This window comes from Trichormus variabilis 0441 (assembly GCF_009856605.1).
GTDB classification, from domain to species: domain Bacteria; phylum Cyanobacteriota; class Cyanobacteriia; order Cyanobacteriales; family Nostocaceae; genus Trichormus; species Trichormus variabilis.
In genome coordinates this window covers 1,395,374-1,412,804 of record NZ_CP047242.1, presented here as the reverse complement: position 1 = coordinate 1,412,804, position 17,431 = coordinate 1,395,374, and the positions used below count along the sequence as shown (strand labels likewise).

Sequence of the window (17,431 nt, the reverse complement as noted above, 5' to 3'; positions counted from 1 at the left end):
AACTGTCTTCCGTAGTCTAATCAATTCTGTGCAGCCAGATTTAATTTTTTTTCGGCCGGGTGTCCAGCAAGATGACGGGAATGGAACTATTTTCGATGACTGCTTGGGAGACTGAGCCGATGAGTACTTTCTCCCAAGGTTGATGCCCTCGTTTTCCCATCACAATTGCCGTTGCATTATATGTCTCGGCAATGCGAAGAATTTCTTCGGGAACAGCACCAGTAATAGTGAGGAATTTATATCTAATATCGGATAATAGCTGTTTTGCTTGTGCTTGTATTTGTTCAACATCTTGCTGATTCGAGGTATTGACTACGTGTAACACGATCGCCTCACCGTTACTGCGTCGTGCTAAATCTGCAACTTTGGTTAAAACCTCTATGGCTAAACTTGATGTATCTACTGCTGCTAGCAATAAAGTACGTGTAGCTATTGTCACTTTTGTAGGGTCAACTTCTCCTCTCCTTAACAATTTGGGTGCAAAGACAGTTGTTGCCCAAGCGCCCAAGGGTGCAGTAATGAGAATTGAAAGGACAGCGATCGCTAAAATTATCTCTCCTCCCGCAATACCTTGGGCTAGGGGAATTGCCCCAATGGCGGCTTGCACTGTGGCTTTAGCTGAGTTTCCTGGTAGCAGAAACAGTCTTTCGTGCCAGTTCCAATTACTCCCCAAAGTTGAAAGATACCAACCAATCATTCGACCAATAAATAAACCAATGGACAGGATTAATATTCCTGGTAGCAAGATGTTTTCTAAAACTTGTAGTTGAATTGTTGCCCCCAACAAGACAAACAAAAAAATCTCCGCTACTACCCATAAACTATCAAATCCGCCGCGTAATCTTCTCGCTAAGGGAGCATCTAATTCAATTAAGAAAAATCCCATCGCCATTGTTGCTAAATAGCCGGAGAAGTAAGGTAGAGTATTAGCAATAATTACTAAAAATAAAGCTAAACTAGCGGCAATTACGGTATCTTGAACGGCATTTTGAGTCCAGTTTTGTTTTGTTAATAGCAAAACTAATAACCGAGCAGCTAAATACCCCAAGAACAACCCCAAGACGATTTGCATGAGTATTTGGATGGGGAGTAAATACACTGCATTTAATGTAAATCCTCCTATAAGAGTGATTTGCTCAACACCACCATCACTTAAGAAATTCAACAATAAACTAAAGACAAGTAATAGCAAGACATCAGATAAGGCACTACCAGTCAAGATGGCATCGGGAATTCCTTTTGTGACTCCCAAGCCTAGACTTTTCAGCCTCAACATCCCTGGCACAATTACAGCCGGCGACTCAGCACCGATGACACAGCCTAAAAGTAAACCAGTAGGAAAATCGAATTTAAAAATAATTATAGAAGCAATAGCAATGGCGATCGCTTCGGTTGTTGCAGGTAGAAATCCCAAGCGCAATGCCACACTTCCCTGTTGAGCCAGTTTTTCCCTGTCCAATCCCAGTCCAGCTTTCATCAGGATAATTGTCACCGCCACCGTTCTCAATTCATCCGCAGCACCAAGCACATCTTGACTGATGAGGTTACGGACTTGAGGGCCAAGAATAATCCCAACTAAAATCATCCCAATTAAAGGGGGTGCTGTTAAGCGGCGGGCAAGTTGTCCCGCAAAAAAGCCCATGATTAAAATCCACAATATGCTGAATAACATACCTTGACTGCCAGTGTTGCGGTTTGTAGATCAAAACTTACTACAAGGAAGCTAGGTAATGTATACAACAAACTCCTACCCTCCCGCAGCAAGCAAGAGTAGTAGGAGTCATCAGCCTTCTAGATTTATTTTTTGACTAGAATAGCGGTTTGGGCGAACTCCATCGCCATTAGTAACTCTTACGATATCACCTTTTGATTATTTGTTACGGTCCAGTCGCTTCGCTCCAATTCAAAATTCAAAATTCGTCTTGAAAAGTTGAGCCACTGCGTTGGACGGGTTCCCCGGCTTGTAGCAAGTGGCGTTCCTACGGCGGGAAACCCCTCCGGGTTCACCAGTTGCCTGCGGAGGGAAACCCTCCTACAGCACTGGATTCACCGCCTACAGAACTTTCCGCAAAATTCAAGTAGGGTGGGCATTGCCCACCGGCTCATGGTTTTGGTGGGCAATGCCCACCCTACGTATATTTCAAAAATCAAGTATGAGTCCTATAGCTCCCCGACTTTTTTAAAAAAGTTGGGGAGATGAACACCTGCAACCTACGCCTCAGGGTAGGTGATGGCGTTAAATCTCAAACGAGTCAAACTAATTCCTCAATACCCTAAAATTATCCCTCATTTAGAGAAAATTTCACGTTTTAAAACACAAAATATTCCCTAAATCTCTGCGCTTCTAACCTGAAATTTCCACCTTGGCGGTATGCGTTTAAATAACTATTAATTAATTCTAAAATAGTATTCAGCAATACAGTAATCCCAAAATGATATTGAATAGTTAACACGATATTATTGCCACTTGAGACGGAAAACCGTACTCATGTTGGAGCGCAATTTCTACCTGATAAATCCCTGTTTAGATAGATACAATCAAAGTGCAACTAAAGTAATCTTGTTGTCTAGATAAAGATTAAAAAAATCAATACAGCATTAGCAGGAGAGCGCAAATATGGGAAATCAATTTAAAACGCTTGCTTTGCTTGCTGCCCTCAGTGGCTTACTAATTGCTATCAGTTATTGGGTAATTGGCGGTAGTAGCGGCTTGATTATTGGCATTGGCTTGGCGGCAGTGACAAACCTGCTGTCATGGTATCAATCAGATAAGATTGCCTTGGCAGTTTACCGCGCCCAACCTGTGAGTGAAAGTCAAGCGCCAAGACTTTATCGTATGGTGCAAAGATTATCACAACGTGCTAATATTCCCATGCCAGGAGTGTATATTGTTCCAGGTCAAACTGCTAATGCTTTTGCGACAGGAAGAGATCCAGAACACGCGGCGGTGGCTGTCACCGAAGGTATTTTAAATATATTGCCAGAAGATGAATTAGAAGCGGTCATTGCCCACGAACTTACACATATTATTAACCGCGACACGTTAACACAAGCTGTAGCCGCTACTGTTGCCGGTGCTATCTCTTTCTTGGCGCAAATGGTGAGTTATAGCTTATGGTTCGGCGGAATAGGTGGACGAGATAACGAAAGAGGCGGAAATCCTTTAGGTGTTTTGTTAACTGTTGTGCTTGCACCTATAGCAGCTACTATCATTCAGCTAGCTATATCCCGCACTAGAGAATTTTCTGCTGATGCTGGTTCTGCCAGATTAACAGGTAATCCCCGCGCCCTAGCCCGCGCATTACAAAGACTAGAAGCCGCAGCGCGACAAATACCTTTAAATGCTAACCCAGCTTTTGAGCCGCTATTAATTATCAACTCCATTTCTGGGCAGTTTTTAGGTAACTTATTTTCCAGCCATCCATCCACCGAAGCAAGAGTTCAAGCACTGCTGAAGTTAGAAAAACAACTGCCGACAATAGCTTAGGTAGTAGATAACTATCGACTGTTAACTCATGACTCCAAGGATATTTCAACTATGAATGCTGACAACATCGAAATTATCGAATCTGTCGAAATTGTTGAATCTACCGTGGTGGTAGAAATTAGTCCTCAAACTGATGAAATAGTGGAAGCGGAAATGGCTGGCGAAAGTGACGAAGTAAAGCGCGAAACTAAAGCGCTGATTGAAGCACTCAGAAGACGCGCGCAAGCTGAAGCTGAATCAGCAGGAACTTTCACCCGCGAAACTTACTTAAACGCTGTTCGGAAGATACGAGAAAATCTTGATAGGGAAAGAATTATGGATCGCAGCGATCGCTTAGAATACTTTTGGGCTGTTTTGAAGGACGAAACCGAAAAAAACTGGCACTTAATGATGAAAGATTTTGTAGATTTTAGTGTCCGTCTACAGAATGCCGCCAAAGCCGCCTGGGAAGCCTTCAATGCCCCTCGCCATCAAGGTTAGACATATTAAATTACCACAAAACCCTACCTTATTTTGCTATCAGCTAAAACGAGGTAGGGTTTTTAGCAGTGATGCTGTCAATACTGTGCTAAACTCTCGCTAACAGAAATTTAAATTGTTTTATTAAATAACTGCACTGGCTTACTTTGCAATTGAGAAGCAATTGGTTGTACTCGTTCCACCACACTAATCATGTATTTGTAATTTGGGATTTGTGCATTGGGTATATAGCCAATCTCTTGAGCCGAAGTTGAAGGAAACTCACTCATAACTTTGCGAATGAATTCTTGGCGTTTGCTTTCTATCGTTGATTCCATCAACACAACACCAGGTGGAACATAGTGTGGATCTGTGTAGAGGACGCGAAATTTAGTTCCTGGGAATTTTGATCTATAAAGATTAAATTCTGCCATAGAAACAGCACCAGCTGCTACTTTTCCTTCAGCTACCCATTCCATAATAGTTCTTGGTGTAGGTGCAGACAAAATTTCCGCCAGCGTTAGACCATATAGATTATAAAGAGGTAAATAATATCCTGTCGCTGACCCTAATTGTCCTAAAGCTACTGTTTTACGCTGTAAATCTTGTAAATCACGGATGTTGCTGTCCTCGCGGGTAATGAAAACGCAACGCAAATTATTTACACCAATTAAAGGAAATAGAGGAATATATTGATAGCGGGAAATCGCTATAGCTGCTATGCCTGGTGGAGCAAATACTAATGACCAGGCACGAGATTCTAGGCGCTCAATCGCCTTATTTTCATTAAAAGTAGGTTCTAAAGTAATCTTAGCTTTTGTTCTTTCTCCTAAATAACGCTTAAAGCCAGCATACTGATTGATTATTTTTGCTCCACCATCATAGTTAATTACACCAATAGTTAATAAACCATTAGATTGCTGTTGAGACGTACAGGCATTAACTATTAAGAAAATTGATTGTCCAAAAAAAAACGCCGTGAAAACTTCCTAGACATCACTAATTATAATTAATAAACTATCTTGCTTTTATAAGCTATCTTCGCTAAAGTATTTTACTACAATCCTTGATAAAGCTTTATCTAAAAAAATTACACTAATGTTAAAAAAAATAAAGATCGGTACAAAATTCAACTTACTATTAACTATCGTTTTTATCATTAGCATTGTAGTAAGTGGGGCTGCTTTATCCAGCATACTCCAGAATCGGGCGCAAACAGAAGTAATTTCTAAAGCTTTGGTTCTTTTGAACACAATGACTTCCGTAAGACAATATACACAAGATAGAGTCAGAAATTTGCTGTTGCCTCAACTAGAGACTGAAGCAGCCTTTATTCCAGAAACAGTTCCCGCTTTCTCCGCGACAGAAGTATTTGAAAATTTACGTAAAAATGAACAGTATCAAAATTTCTTTTATAAAGAAGCTACACTGAATCCAACTAATTTACGAGACAAAGCCGATACCTATGAAGCGGCGATCGTGGAACGCTTTCGCAAGAATCCTTCATTACCAGAAATTGCTAGCTTTCGTACTTTGCCTGAAGGCACAGTATTTTATATTGCCAGGCCATTGGCTATTAAAGAACAAAGCTGTTTACAATGCCATTCCACACCAGAAAAAGCACCCAAGAGCCAATTGGTAACTTATGGTTCAGAAAATGGTTTCGGGTGGCAACTAAATGAGATTGTCGCAGCTCAGATTATCTCTGTTCCTTCGGAGGAAGTCTTTAATAATGCCCAAAGTACTTGGTTAGGAATTATGGCATTTTTGGTTGTTATCTTTGCCATAGTTGTGATTATAATTAACTTCCTCATTAAGAAAACCGTAATTCAGCGTATTAGAAAAATTGAAAACATCGCGCAAAGAGTCAGTACTGGAGACATGAGTGCAGAATTTGAAGATAAAACTAATGATGAAATTGGCGGTTTAGCAGCAGCTTTTAATCGCATGAAATATAGCTTAACAATAGCTATGGATATGCTAAACAAACAAAATGAATGAACAATCTTAACAAGAAATGCAGCATTTATATCAACTTTTAAGGAAGTAATCGCTGCTGGAATTGCCAAGCTTTTTGAGCATCAGGAATTTCATCCGATATAATTTTAATAAATTCGGCACGGGAGGTTGTTGCACTGGTAGATTTTTTTGCTTTTTGAATGAGGAAAACAGCAATTGGGCCAATTAAGTCTAGTAACTCCCGTTCACACTCACGGATCAAAGTATCATTAATACCAGAGTTTGTAGTTGGTTGGGTTTTTTCTGGTACACTCTTAGAGGTATTTTCGTACTTAATGGTCGGTTGCTCAAGGAGCGGTTCTACTTTCTTCTTAAACTCAGTTTGTTGATTGGCTGTTAAATGTAAAGCCAAACTATCAATCAATTCTTGATAACTAGAAGCTGATGCTGTTCTTCGTAATAACGTTGCTGCTATGGGACCAACGAAAGTTGTGAGTACATTTTCTAGATAGTTATACTGTTCTACGGAAAGAATAGAACTATTGCTGCTATGTAACCCTAATCTTTGCTGTTGGGATAGACTAAGCTGAGGCTGTTGTGTCAATGTTGATGGTGCAACAGTTATTTGAGTTTCTGCTTGAAGATGAAAATTCTGTTGTAGCGCCTCTAAAACTTCTGTAGCCGATTGGTAGCGGAGTTTAAAGTTATTTAGTACCATTTTAGATAACACAGAAGCTAACATAGGACTAACTTCTGCACTATTTTGCCAGAGAATTTCTCCTGATACGGGATCTTCTGCTAGTTCTCTGGGATGTACTCCTGTTAATGCCTGAATACAAACTATACCTAGAGAATAAATATCACTGTTGAGACGGGGTTTACCTCGGAACTGTTCTAAAGACATATATCCTGGTGTACCTATAGCAACAGTCATTTCGGTTTGCCCACTAATTGCGCTGATCTGTGTTTGGACTTCTTTAACTGCTCCAAAATCTATCAGCACTAACTTACCATCATGTAGCCTTCTGAGCATATTTTCCGGCTTGATATCTCGATGAATTACTTTATGAAGATGAATGAATTGCAAGATATCTAGGGCCTGCTGTAGAAGTGCTATGACTTTTTTTTCCGTCCAAGGTTGATTAGGTGGCATTTCTGCTTTTAGTGAATGCCCGTCAATAAATTCTTGTACCAAAAAAAATTCTTGATGCTCTTCAAAGTATGCTAAAAGACGAGGAATTTGATCATGATACCCCAGTCTTTCTAGTGTTTCTGCTTCGCTAGTGAACAGCCGTCTGGCCGTTTCCATAAACTCTGGGTTATGGGTTACAGGTTGAAAGTGCTTGACGACACATTTAGGTTGACCAGGGCGTTGAGTGTCAAGTGCGATATAAGTTTTACCAAATCCACCTCCGCCTAACATTTGGCGGATTTGATAACGACCGACTAGTAAAGTGCCTAACATTGCATGACTTTTTTAAGTCTTACATTCATCTTGACATAATCATTAATATTAGCGAATAAAATCCAATGAAGAAATTATGTAACTATTTTAACTCATAAATATTTGTTACGTAAGAGCTAGTAAAAAGGAATGGATAAGTTTTTACTTCACTTACTATCTAAGGATTACTAAATCAATGTTAGTCAAACTGTAAACTAAGTGTCCACTCTTTTACTTCTACTAATGAGGAGGGAGAATTTTGGGATGAGGCTACTCTTGAACTTTTGGATGACATCTAGAGGAACTACTGCATAGGTATTAGCGTAGCGTCTTTGACATGAGATGCTGTGCTGTCTTCTCTACATTCCCGATTCCAGCTACGTTAATGCTAACACCTGAGATACCATATTCATAGGGGAAATCTTTGCCCACTAAGGAATGCGAAGGAAAATTTGAGGTAACCTAATAAACTAACAAAACACAATTAAACTATATTACCTGCTTTTGCCGACAGGGAATTTGAATGATAAATTCTGCACCTTGCCCAGGTGTAGAAATGCACTCTATGGTACCCCGGTGTTTATCTACTACAATTTGATAACTGATTGATAATCCTAAACCAGTACCTTGTCCTATAGGTTTAGTCGTGAAGAAAGGGTCAAATATTCTTTTTCTAACGCTATCACTCATCCCCAATCCATTATCCTTAATGGAAATAGCGACTAAATCAGGATTGACTACTTCGGTACGAATAGCGATCGCACTAGGATCAGTCTTTATCTCCTCTAAATTATGTTCCTGATTTAACTTTTCTAAAGAATCAATGGCATTATTGAGGATATTCATGAATACCTGATTTAATTGACCAGTATAACACTCAACTTTTGGTAATTCAGCATAATTCTTAATAATCTCTATTGCAGGCTTACCTGGTTTGGCTTGGAGACGACTTTGTAAAATCAGTAAAGTACTTTCAATCCCCTCATGAATGTTCACAGCCTTCATCTCAGCCTCATCTAACCGGGAGAAATTACGCAGTGTCAGCACAATTTCCCGAATACGCTGTGTACCAATTTTCATAGAAGATAAAGTTTTCGGCATATCTTCTTTAATAAAATCAACGTCAATATTTTCTAAAAACTCTTCAATTTCTGGGGTTGCTTCAGGATAAATAGTTTGATAAATGTCAATTAAAGTAAGTAAATCATTTGCATAATTATCAATGTGACTTAAGTTACCATGAATAAAACTTACAGGGTTATTAATTTCGTGAGCGATGCCAGCAACCATTTGCCCCAAACTAGACATTTTTTCTGTCTGAATAAGCTGAGTTTGTGTCAATTTCAATTCGTGTAATGTTTGCCTTAAGCGCAAGTTGTTTTCATTTAATTCCCTAGTCCTTTCTTCTATCTTTTCTTCTAAATTAGCGTAAAGTTGAGCATTTTCAAGGGAAATAGCTGCTTGTGAAGATAGTAATTTTAATATCTGTATTCTGTCTGCGGTAAATGCTCCTACTATTAAGTTGTTTTCTAAATAAAGTATACCGATTAATTTACCTTGATTCAAAATAGAAGTACAGATAATAGACTTAATATTATGCTTAACAATGTAGGGATCTAGGGTAAAGCTTCCTTCATTACTGGCATCAGATAGAACTACATCTTTCCTTGTTCTTCTAACAAAATTAATCACAGATATTGGTAATTGTTGACTATCTTCAAATGGTATTGATTGACCAACAGTTATATCATCTTTATCTACACTTGCCTTAGCTTCAATCAATAAATTCCCGGCTTTTTCCAACAGCAGAATACCAGTTTGAGCGCCAGCATTCTCAATCAAAATTGTCATTAACTTTTCTAGTAAATTATCTAGTAAAATAACTTCTGACAGGGTCTGTGAGGCTTTAATAACCGTAATTAAATCTAATCCACCTGATTTCTCACTAGCAGTAGAAGTAGTAATATTAGTATTTATAAAACCTGCCGGATATTGATTAGATATCTTAGCAGTTAATTCTGGATATTTGGATTCCAAATTTCTAGCTTTAGCAATTGCTCCCCAATGACGATAACCATAGTGTGCCTTTGTTATGTAGAGGCAAGCAAATTCATTTCTCTTCAAACTAAAGTAAAATTCTGCCGCACATTCATAAGCTAGTGCTTCTTCATGAATATATCCAAACTTATGCGCGCCTTGAATGGCACACTCATAATACTCCATCGCTATTAATACTTGTCCTAATACTCGTGCTTTTTCTGCCTCTACTAGTTCATATTTATGCTGATTATTTGCAGGTGCATGATCTGCCCATTCTTTTAATTGCTGCTGATTTTCTGATACTTTTTCTAAGGCAGATTTTATATCTGCATCAGAGGTTGTATTTAAACAAAGAGCTAGCAGTCCCAGAGAGTAATAAAACTTATATTCAATTAAATAAAAGGTGCCACCAACAGCAACTTCATACTGCTGTGCTAATTCAGCATTTTTTACAGCCTGACTATAATCTTTAAAAAAATAACTCAACATACTTTTGGCAAGATAAGCATAAAATATAGCTGTAATGTTACCTGCCATTCTCTGCATTATTGAATCATTGAAGTCATCACCGTCTAAGTAAACTTCATTTTTTAGACCTTGTTTAAGTTCAGTTATTAGCTGTTTCAAGATCAGCAAACAAAAGGTAAAGTGTTCTTGCTGTATCTTTTGTGCTAAATTAATATATTTATCTAATCTTTGTTCAACAGTTTCTAGATTTTCTCCGCTCCAGAAAGGATGCCAACAAACTAGTAGACCATTGTATCCTACATATTCAATATCTCCTGTATCTAAACCACTTTTAACACCCTCTTGTAAAGGTTCTATAGTTGTTTGAATATGCTCTTTCCAATGTCTCACAAAAATATTAAACAAGGCATAAACTTTAGACTTTATTTCCTTGGCATTGAATTGATTTAAAATTTGTAAGGATAATTTACCAAATCTATAACCTGATTCGATATTCTTAAGAGGCCCACACAAAATCAGGCCATAAAAACCATAGGCGTAAGCTGCAAAAGATGAATTGCCATACTGCAAGCATAGCTCAATCATTGTAAAAGCAATCAATGGTAAAAGTGCAGGATCTGCTAAATAAGCAGGAGGCATAGCTGTCATTAGTATCCTCATTGCAGCCAGCTTACTAGGGTCAATCATTTCCGGCAGATTGATTAATTCTTCAATTTTTAACTCTGTTGGTGGAGTTTGGGACAGAGAAACTCCTAGCATTTCTAATACCTGTAAATCTAAATCTAATGCTTCTCGCATTCGATTTTGACCAACGTAGAATTGAATTTTCTTCTCATAGACCTTAACAGTATCAAGAATATTTTTACTGTTAGCGATAACAGTCGCAAGTAATGGTTCTGCTTCCTCAAAATTTGTATTCAAATACTCAGATTCTACAGTTTCTACGTGAAGATCAAGAGTTAATTCATAATAGTTCTGCCAACAGTCAATATCAAGTAGAGTTAAACCTTGCTTAAGGAAGCTTACAGCAGATTCATAAGCATTGGAATCCTTCGCTTTACGTCCAGCCATCAGATTTAAGGAAGCTAACTTATACCTTTCTTCTGGAACAGTAATGAGTTCAGCACCCATATTTAACTGGTTAGCAATATCAAAGATTTTTTCTTCTAGTAAACTTTTATTTATATTTTTTAATAGCAGCCTGCCAATATTTAGGTGAATTCCCTTTTTATGCTCATCGGGAATTAACGCATAGGCTGCTTGTTGTACACGATCATGAAGAAACTTATAATCAATGACAAAAACGTCAACATCATCTAACAGTTGTGGCAGTTTATAATTATCACTCAAAGGGATAATTAAACCAGCTTGTAGGGCTTCCCAAATATCTAATGCTGTAGCATTATGTGATTTTTCGTTAATACAAGATAGAGTATTTAAATTAAATCGATTGCCTATACAAGCGGCTATTTTTATAATATTTTGTGTATTATCTTTGAGTTTTTGAATTTTACCTATCATCAGATCGACAACGTTATCAGTAATGTCAAGCATCTGAATATACTGAATATACCATTGCCATTGACCAGTAATAAAATTAAATACAAGTAAATTTTCTTGATGAATAAACTTGAGCAATTGGTTGACAAAAAATGGATTGCCAGCAGTTTTATGGAAAATCAATTTAGCCAATTCTTTGGACTCTTCTAAACCAGATTTTAGAGTGTCACTAACTAATTGACAAACATCAGTTATTTTAAGGTTTTGGCAGTAAATAATATTGATGGGAATACATTTTTGTTCAATTTCCTGTAAAACCAGCATTAAATGATGACTGTCATCAACTTCGTTATCTCGATAAGCTCCTATGAGAAATAAGTATTGAATATCACTATTTATAGCTAATAATTGAATTAATTTTAATGAGGCTAAATCTGCCCACTGTAAATCATCTAAAAATACAACTAATGGATGCTCTTTTTGTGCAAAAACATTAATGAATTTTTGCATAACCAAGTTAAAGCGGTTCTGTGCTTCGGCTGATCCTAGTTGTGGTACTTCTGGTTGTTTACCAATAATCAGTTCTAGTTCAGGAATAACATCAATAATAATTTGAGCATTAGGAATTAAAGCCTCTAAAATTTTTTCTCGCCAATTAGCTAATTGTTGTTCACTTTCTGTTAGCAATTGCTGTATTAACTCTTGAAAGGCTTGAATCACTGAAGCATAAGGAATATTACGCTGAAATTGCTCAAATTTACCTGCAATAAAATAGCCTCTACTTTTGATAACGGGTTTATGAATTTCATTCACTAAGGCTGATTTACCAATACCTGAGTAACCGGCAACTAATATTAATTCTTTATTACCTTGATTGACATTTTCAAAAGCAGTCATCAAAATATCTATTTCCGTTTTTCGTCCATATAATTTCTCAGGAATTTGTAATTGACTAGAATAATCATGCTGACCAATAATAAACGTGGTGATAGAATTACTTTCGATTAACTGATTAAGACATTTTTCTAAATCAGCTTTAATTCCAAAAGCACTTTGATATCTTTCCTCAGCAGTTTTGCTAAGTAATTTCATGATTATGTCAGAAACTACTTCAGGTATTTCTGGAATTAATTCGTTTATTTTTGTAGGTTGTCTGGCAATATGACAATGAACTAACTCCATTGGGTCAGTCACGACAAATGGTAACTGACCTGTGAGCATTTCATAAAAAGTTACACCTAATGAATAAAAGTCTGTACGATAGTCAATTGACCTGTTCATTCGACCTGTTTGCTCTGGAGAGATATAGGCTATAGTTCCTTCTAGCAAATCAGGATTATTGAGTTTAGCTTTTTCCTGAAATAACAATGATGAAATAGAAAAATCGATTATTTTAACTTGATTGGTTTCCAAATTAACAATAATATTTTGTGGTTTAATATCTTTATGAATAATATAGTTTTGGTGTAATTCCCCTAGTGCTTGGGTAATTTGAATACCTATTTTACAGAAATCGAGTAACCCAATTTTCTTCTCTTGAATAACTTTGTAAAGGCAAGTACCATCGAAATCTTCTAAAACTATGGCAAAATAATTGTTGTATTTTTCAAAACTATGAGCTTTCACTACTCCTGGGATATCTAAATTCTTGATTAGCTCATATTCATGTTTTAATGCTGCTATATCTTTTAATTCAGGGTATTCTTTTTTCAAAATTTTAATAACTACTAGTTTACCATCTGGAATACTGATAGCATGATAAACATTAGTTTTCACTCCTTCGTCAATTAATTCTAGAATTTTGTAATTAGGCAATGTAATCATTGGTTATTTCAATAATGAAAATCAGTGAGTATAGTATTGAGACGATTATTTATTTACGAAATAATAAATACATTTTTCAGGTCAGTTAATTAACTGACCTGAAAAATGTGTGTTCATCTTACAGGGCATAGATTCTGACAAGCTCAATAATGCTAAATTTCATCAAGTTTGTCACAATATATCTTATTAATTTAAATTACACACACTCTTAGAGCCAAGAATCCCATTCACCAATAATTTTTTTGGTGTAATTTATGTGGAAGCATTGTTGTAAAATAGCACGCGTAGCTTGCATTGCAGACATGACTGTTGCTTCTACACAACCGGAATTGTAACCGTTGTTAATCCAGTCACCAGTGAGGTAGAGGTTATCAAAACCAGACTCATCGGTTTTGAGTCGATACTTAGTACTTCCAGGTACAGATAATACATAGCGTTCTGACGGGTCAATGTTAATCCGCCAGTATTGAGCTTGAAAACGTTCTGCGCCCTGACGGTTTTGAAAATCTACTAGTAAATCCCAATTCAAACCTTGGGGATTTTTGGGGTGAGTAGCATTAGGCCAAAGGTGTCCGATGTGATTGTTAAGAAAGTTAATTGCTTGTTGCTCTACTGTTTTCTGGGCTTTAGCTGGAAAATCATATTCTGTCTGGGGAGGAATCCCAGGATCTGCGATTACTCCTGTAAAATAAGCTACATTATAAGGGTAATGGTCAGAAGGCCAATTTTCTCTTGGTAATACCTCGCTCATATCTGCATAGACATCAAGCGGTTCAACATAAGCTCCTAACACCGGACTAGGTTTTTGCCATCCCAATTGGGACAAGGTAGGCTTGAGCCATATTTGTCCACCTTGAGTGGTGACTGTCTTCACGTTACTGAGCATATTGAGCCATTTTTGATGAACTGGATTTTTTTCAGCTTGGAGCAATTCACCACAAATAAAAGGTAAGGCGGCTATAGAAATTCCTAGCAACACAATATCGAAATCATCACCTTTGGTAAGAGTAATTTTGTCCACATTTTGCCAAGGTGTCCAATGTGATTCAAGGTTAATTTTTTGTTGTTGGAGTTTTTGTGCTTCTTCATCGACAATTTGATCATAAAGAGGTTCGCTAGGCCAGCAACGAATATCTTTAACTGTGATAAGTGGTTGATATTCTTGCTCTGGTTTTTTTAAATTAACTTGACGAGCTAAAGTAATGCTAGCAATCGATTGCTGATTTTCATCTAGATGCAACTGTTTGACAATATGGAAGAACTGGAATTTTACGCCGCGACGCTTTAGTAGCTCATATAGTGGTGTGATGACTACATCTGCCATTCCTGATTGCATCTTCCACATGATTGCACCATTATATTTGAACAAGATAGTGGTGAGGATACGGATTGCTGTTCCTGCTGCTAGTTGTGGTTTATTAGTGTTGCCTTCGGGAAAGCCATAGACTAAATCGTATAGGACGCGAATAAATGCTGATTTAACACTGGATTTCCTCGCTCCGTTTTTTTGTAGCCAATCTCTGTAGTTATACTCATCTAGACTTTCTAGAGAGCGGAAATTTATGACCTCATCTACAAATAAGCCTCGGATGTTGGCTAATGCTAAGTCGATGAGTGTTAACCGCCAGAATATGTCAGGATTTTGACTAATTTTAGATTCTATCTGACGGCTCAAGTGTTTTTGAAAGCGTTCTACTAACCGGAGAATTAACGTATGATGTTCGCGTCTGTGAGTTTTGGTATTTTTAGGCAGTGATTGCACTAGATTATCGACGAGGTTTAAAAAAACTGTTTCGGAAGTTAAATCTAGGCCTTGAAGGATATCGATAATATATTGGTTAATATTTTTCAGCCACCCTCCCCAAAAGCTGGGTGCTTGGAGAAATAACGGAATCAATTGGCTAGGGAACTGCAAAAGACTACTATCTGTTAAAAATTCTATGACCTCCTTGCCCAATGCTATTTGTTTAGCAAGAGATGCTGAGGAACTTGGAGATGAATCAGACTGGTTGTAATTATCAATTTCTGCATAAGTCTGAATGATGAATTTGATAGTGGTGCAGATATGTTCCCAGAGAGAGGAAATACCGTCACCTTCCCAAGGAACGAGACAGTTAGTCGGAAAATCAAAAGGTATGCTTACCCATTTTTGATTAATGTACTCTTCTAAAACAATTAGACTGTGGGGTTTGAAGGCATCTTTTATGGTGTGAAAAGGCCCGTTACCACCAAGTTCGTCGTAACATTGCTTTAATAGACGAAAGGCATTTTCATAGAATCCAAAAAAAATGTGTAGTCCGTGTTCTTCGATCCGGTAGTCTGGTTCACAATCAGCTGTATGGGGTTTGATATTGCGTCCAGTTGCACATTTACCGCCCAAACGCCACCCGGTTTGATAAATAGTAATATCGTAAAGACTTTCCCAGCCTGGTTGACTGGTTAATTCGTAGGCGGTGGTTAGAGATGCCATTCCACCGCCTAAGATAGCGATTTTTTTGGGTTGAAAAGTTTTAGACATGGTTGTTTTTCCTTCTTTGCTAAGTGTGAAGGGAGAGGGAGATAGCCGACAGGTATAGACGTAGGAAGGTAGCAGAAGAAGTAATGATTTCTTCCTCATAACAGGCTGAATGTTCCGCTACCGCCAACTAACAGCACTTATAACTATTGCTGTGGTGCTTGCCAAACGGTTTTACCATCTTTGAGGGTGAAGTCGAAATTCAGGACAAAACCAAGCTTGACGGGAATATTTATGGATTCACTACCTGGAGAATAACCTTTGTATAGCCCCAAATCCTGGACAATTGGTTGGCTAGCGAAATTATTGATTTTTAATTGAAACTGGTCGCCAAAATTATTGAAGCCAAAGAGTTTTCCGCCATGGAAAGTTTGGAGTTGCATTGGCGATTCGATGAGTGCTTGATAGCAGGCTTTTTTACTATTTTCTACGTCGCGGATTTGTTTGAGAGTGACAAGGGGGACGATTTTTGCGAGGAGATATTCGAGGAGATTGAAGGGTAACTGTAAGCCAGGAAAGATAATTTCGTCATTGTCAAATAGTAAACTAGCGATCGCCCTCACTGCTTCTTCAAAGGTGTCCCATGTTTTGATAGCTTCATGTTTCTCTCCTGTACTAACGCGTTTAACTTCCAACAGGCGAGCATCTATAGATTTGCTTGTAGGTGAAAAGTCTTTAAATACTAAGGTGTCTACGGTCAATAAATCTGGTTCTTGATTTAAGTCGGGAATCTGAAATGTACCAAGTTGTTTAAAGAAGCCGTAGACTTCCCTACCAGAAACCAGGATAGGAGAATTATTCACATATAGGTAAGGCATAAACCAAGCCAGGCGTTCGGCTATAAATAAAGGGCCGACTCTTTTACCCACCACCGTTAACATCCAGAAAATGGCTTCTTCTTCAAATACGGTTCCTTTATCATAGTCTGGTGGATTGATGGAACTTAAAGAATCTATCTTGTTGAATGTCAGGATGAGATAGTTCATCGCTGGGCGATATTCAATCTCTCCATTATTGGGATCATTGAGATATTTATCACACACCTCTTGCAACTTTGCCATCGAGCCTTCAACGACAAAGGCATACATTTTTGTTCCCTTGATTTCGTAGGGTTGATTAAATGCCTGTCCATCCGCTCGTTCTATATATTTGGGGTATGGTGATTTGTTTCCCTTGCCACAAAAGTAATTTTGGAAAAAACTCGCTGCATCTTGTTCTATATTTTTGCCTTTTACCGCTAAATCTTGAAATAATTGCTCTGGTTTTTGTTGGATTTGAGTAAAGTAATTTGGCAGTTTTTGGGGTTCTTGCAGGAGAGATGTCAATTCACTAACAGCGCCTAAAGCTGTATGGAAACTTGTTTGCATCATCTCCAAAGGATTATTCAGGTTCATAGAGTTGTGTGTACTTGATTTGGTTACTTATGTGACAGTGCAATTAAACAGAATATACGCAGAAATACGAAAACATTAGATACTTCATGTTTTCTGTACTATTGTGTCAAAGGAGTTTTATTTTGTCCTGTGTAAAATAGAGAAATTTTTAGTAAATAAAGCTATTCCAAGCTTAGAGCTAGGAAAGTTAGACCGTTATTCATCATGATGTTGTCCATAAATTTGGCACCATGATAGCACTTAAATTTTGTATCAACTATAACTAGAGGCTCAGAGAGTCAAGCCAGAGAATACCGTAGTTGATTGGTATAGAAATTTAAAATTTCTTACCCACAAGGGGA

Annotated in this window: 9 protein-coding genes and 1 riboswitch; of the genes, 3 read left to right on the top strand and 6 right to left on the bottom strand. The window is 37.7% G+C overall.

Translation table 11 applies throughout. From position 1 onward, the window contains the following. Positions 1-40: 40 nt before the first annotated feature. Positions 41-1,672 carry a cation:proton antiporter gene (locus GSQ19_RS05570; protein WP_011316986.1) on the bottom strand — a complete coding sequence of 544 codons (1,632 nt, stop codon included), beginning with the start codon at positions 1,670-1,672 and terminating at the stop codon, positions 41-43. 95 nt (positions 1,673-1,767) lie between these two features. Continuing rightward, a riboswitch (Fluoride riboswitch) is annotated at positions 1,768-1,849 on the bottom strand. Between the two features lie 768 nt (positions 1,850-2,617). Here GSQ19_RS05570 and GSQ19_RS05565 point away from each other — a divergent pair. Further along, entirely contained in the window at positions 2,618-3,487 is an 870-nt protein-coding gene (locus GSQ19_RS05565; RefSeq protein WP_011316985.1) for a zinc metalloprotease HtpX, read from the top strand. A gap of 51 nt (positions 3,488-3,538) precedes the next feature. After that, the gene (locus tag GSQ19_RS05560; protein ID WP_011316984.1) at positions 3,539-3,967 is read left to right on the top strand and encodes a nucleotide exchange factor GrpE; all 429 of its coding nucleotides are present in this window, start codon (positions 3,539-3,541) and stop codon (positions 3,965-3,967) included. A gap of 110 nt (positions 3,968-4,077) precedes the next feature. On the opposite strand, the gene GSQ19_RS05555 is transcribed toward GSQ19_RS05560, so the two are convergent. Beyond that, positions 4,078-4,809, bottom strand: coding sequence for a phosphate/phosphite/phosphonate ABC transporter substrate-binding protein (locus tag GSQ19_RS05555; RefSeq protein WP_308800720.1), 732 nt, complete (start codon positions 4,807-4,809; stop codon positions 4,078-4,080). A 235-nt stretch (positions 4,810-5,044) separates the two neighbouring features. On the opposite strand from GSQ19_RS05555, the gene GSQ19_RS05550 reads away from it, so the two are divergent. After that, positions 5,045-5,947, top strand: a complete 903-nt coding sequence (locus GSQ19_RS05550; RefSeq protein ID WP_011316982.1) for a c-type heme family protein — start codon at positions 5,045-5,047, stop codon at positions 5,945-5,947. Between the two features lie 37 nt (positions 5,948-5,984). Here GSQ19_RS05550 and GSQ19_RS05545 read toward each other — a convergent pair whose 3' ends face one another. From GSQ19_RS05545 to GSQ19_RS05530, 4 genes are all read right to left on the bottom strand, one after another. After that, positions 5,985-7,370, bottom strand: a complete 1,386-nt coding sequence (locus GSQ19_RS05545) for a serine/threonine-protein kinase (RefSeq protein WP_011316981.1) — start codon at positions 7,368-7,370, stop codon at positions 5,985-5,987. Between the two features lie 468 nt (positions 7,371-7,838). Further along, positions 7,839-13,181 carry an ATP-binding sensor histidine kinase gene (locus GSQ19_RS05540; RefSeq protein ID WP_011316980.1) on the bottom strand — a complete coding sequence of 1,781 codons (5,343 nt, stop codon included), beginning with the start codon at positions 13,179-13,181 and terminating at the stop codon, positions 7,839-7,841. Positions 13,182-13,389: 208 nt separating this feature from the next. Next, positions 13,390-15,699: an NAD(P)-binding protein gene (locus tag GSQ19_RS05535; RefSeq protein ID WP_011316979.1), complete on the bottom strand. Its 2,310-nt coding sequence runs from the start codon at positions 15,697-15,699 to the stop codon at positions 13,390-13,392. A 143-nt stretch (positions 15,700-15,842) separates the two neighbouring features. Continuing rightward, positions 15,843-17,090 carry a hypothetical protein gene (locus tag GSQ19_RS05530; protein ID WP_011316978.1) on the bottom strand — a complete coding sequence of 416 codons (1,248 nt, stop codon included), beginning with the start codon at positions 17,088-17,090 and terminating at the stop codon, positions 15,843-15,845. Positions 17,091-17,431 lie beyond the last annotated feature (341 nt).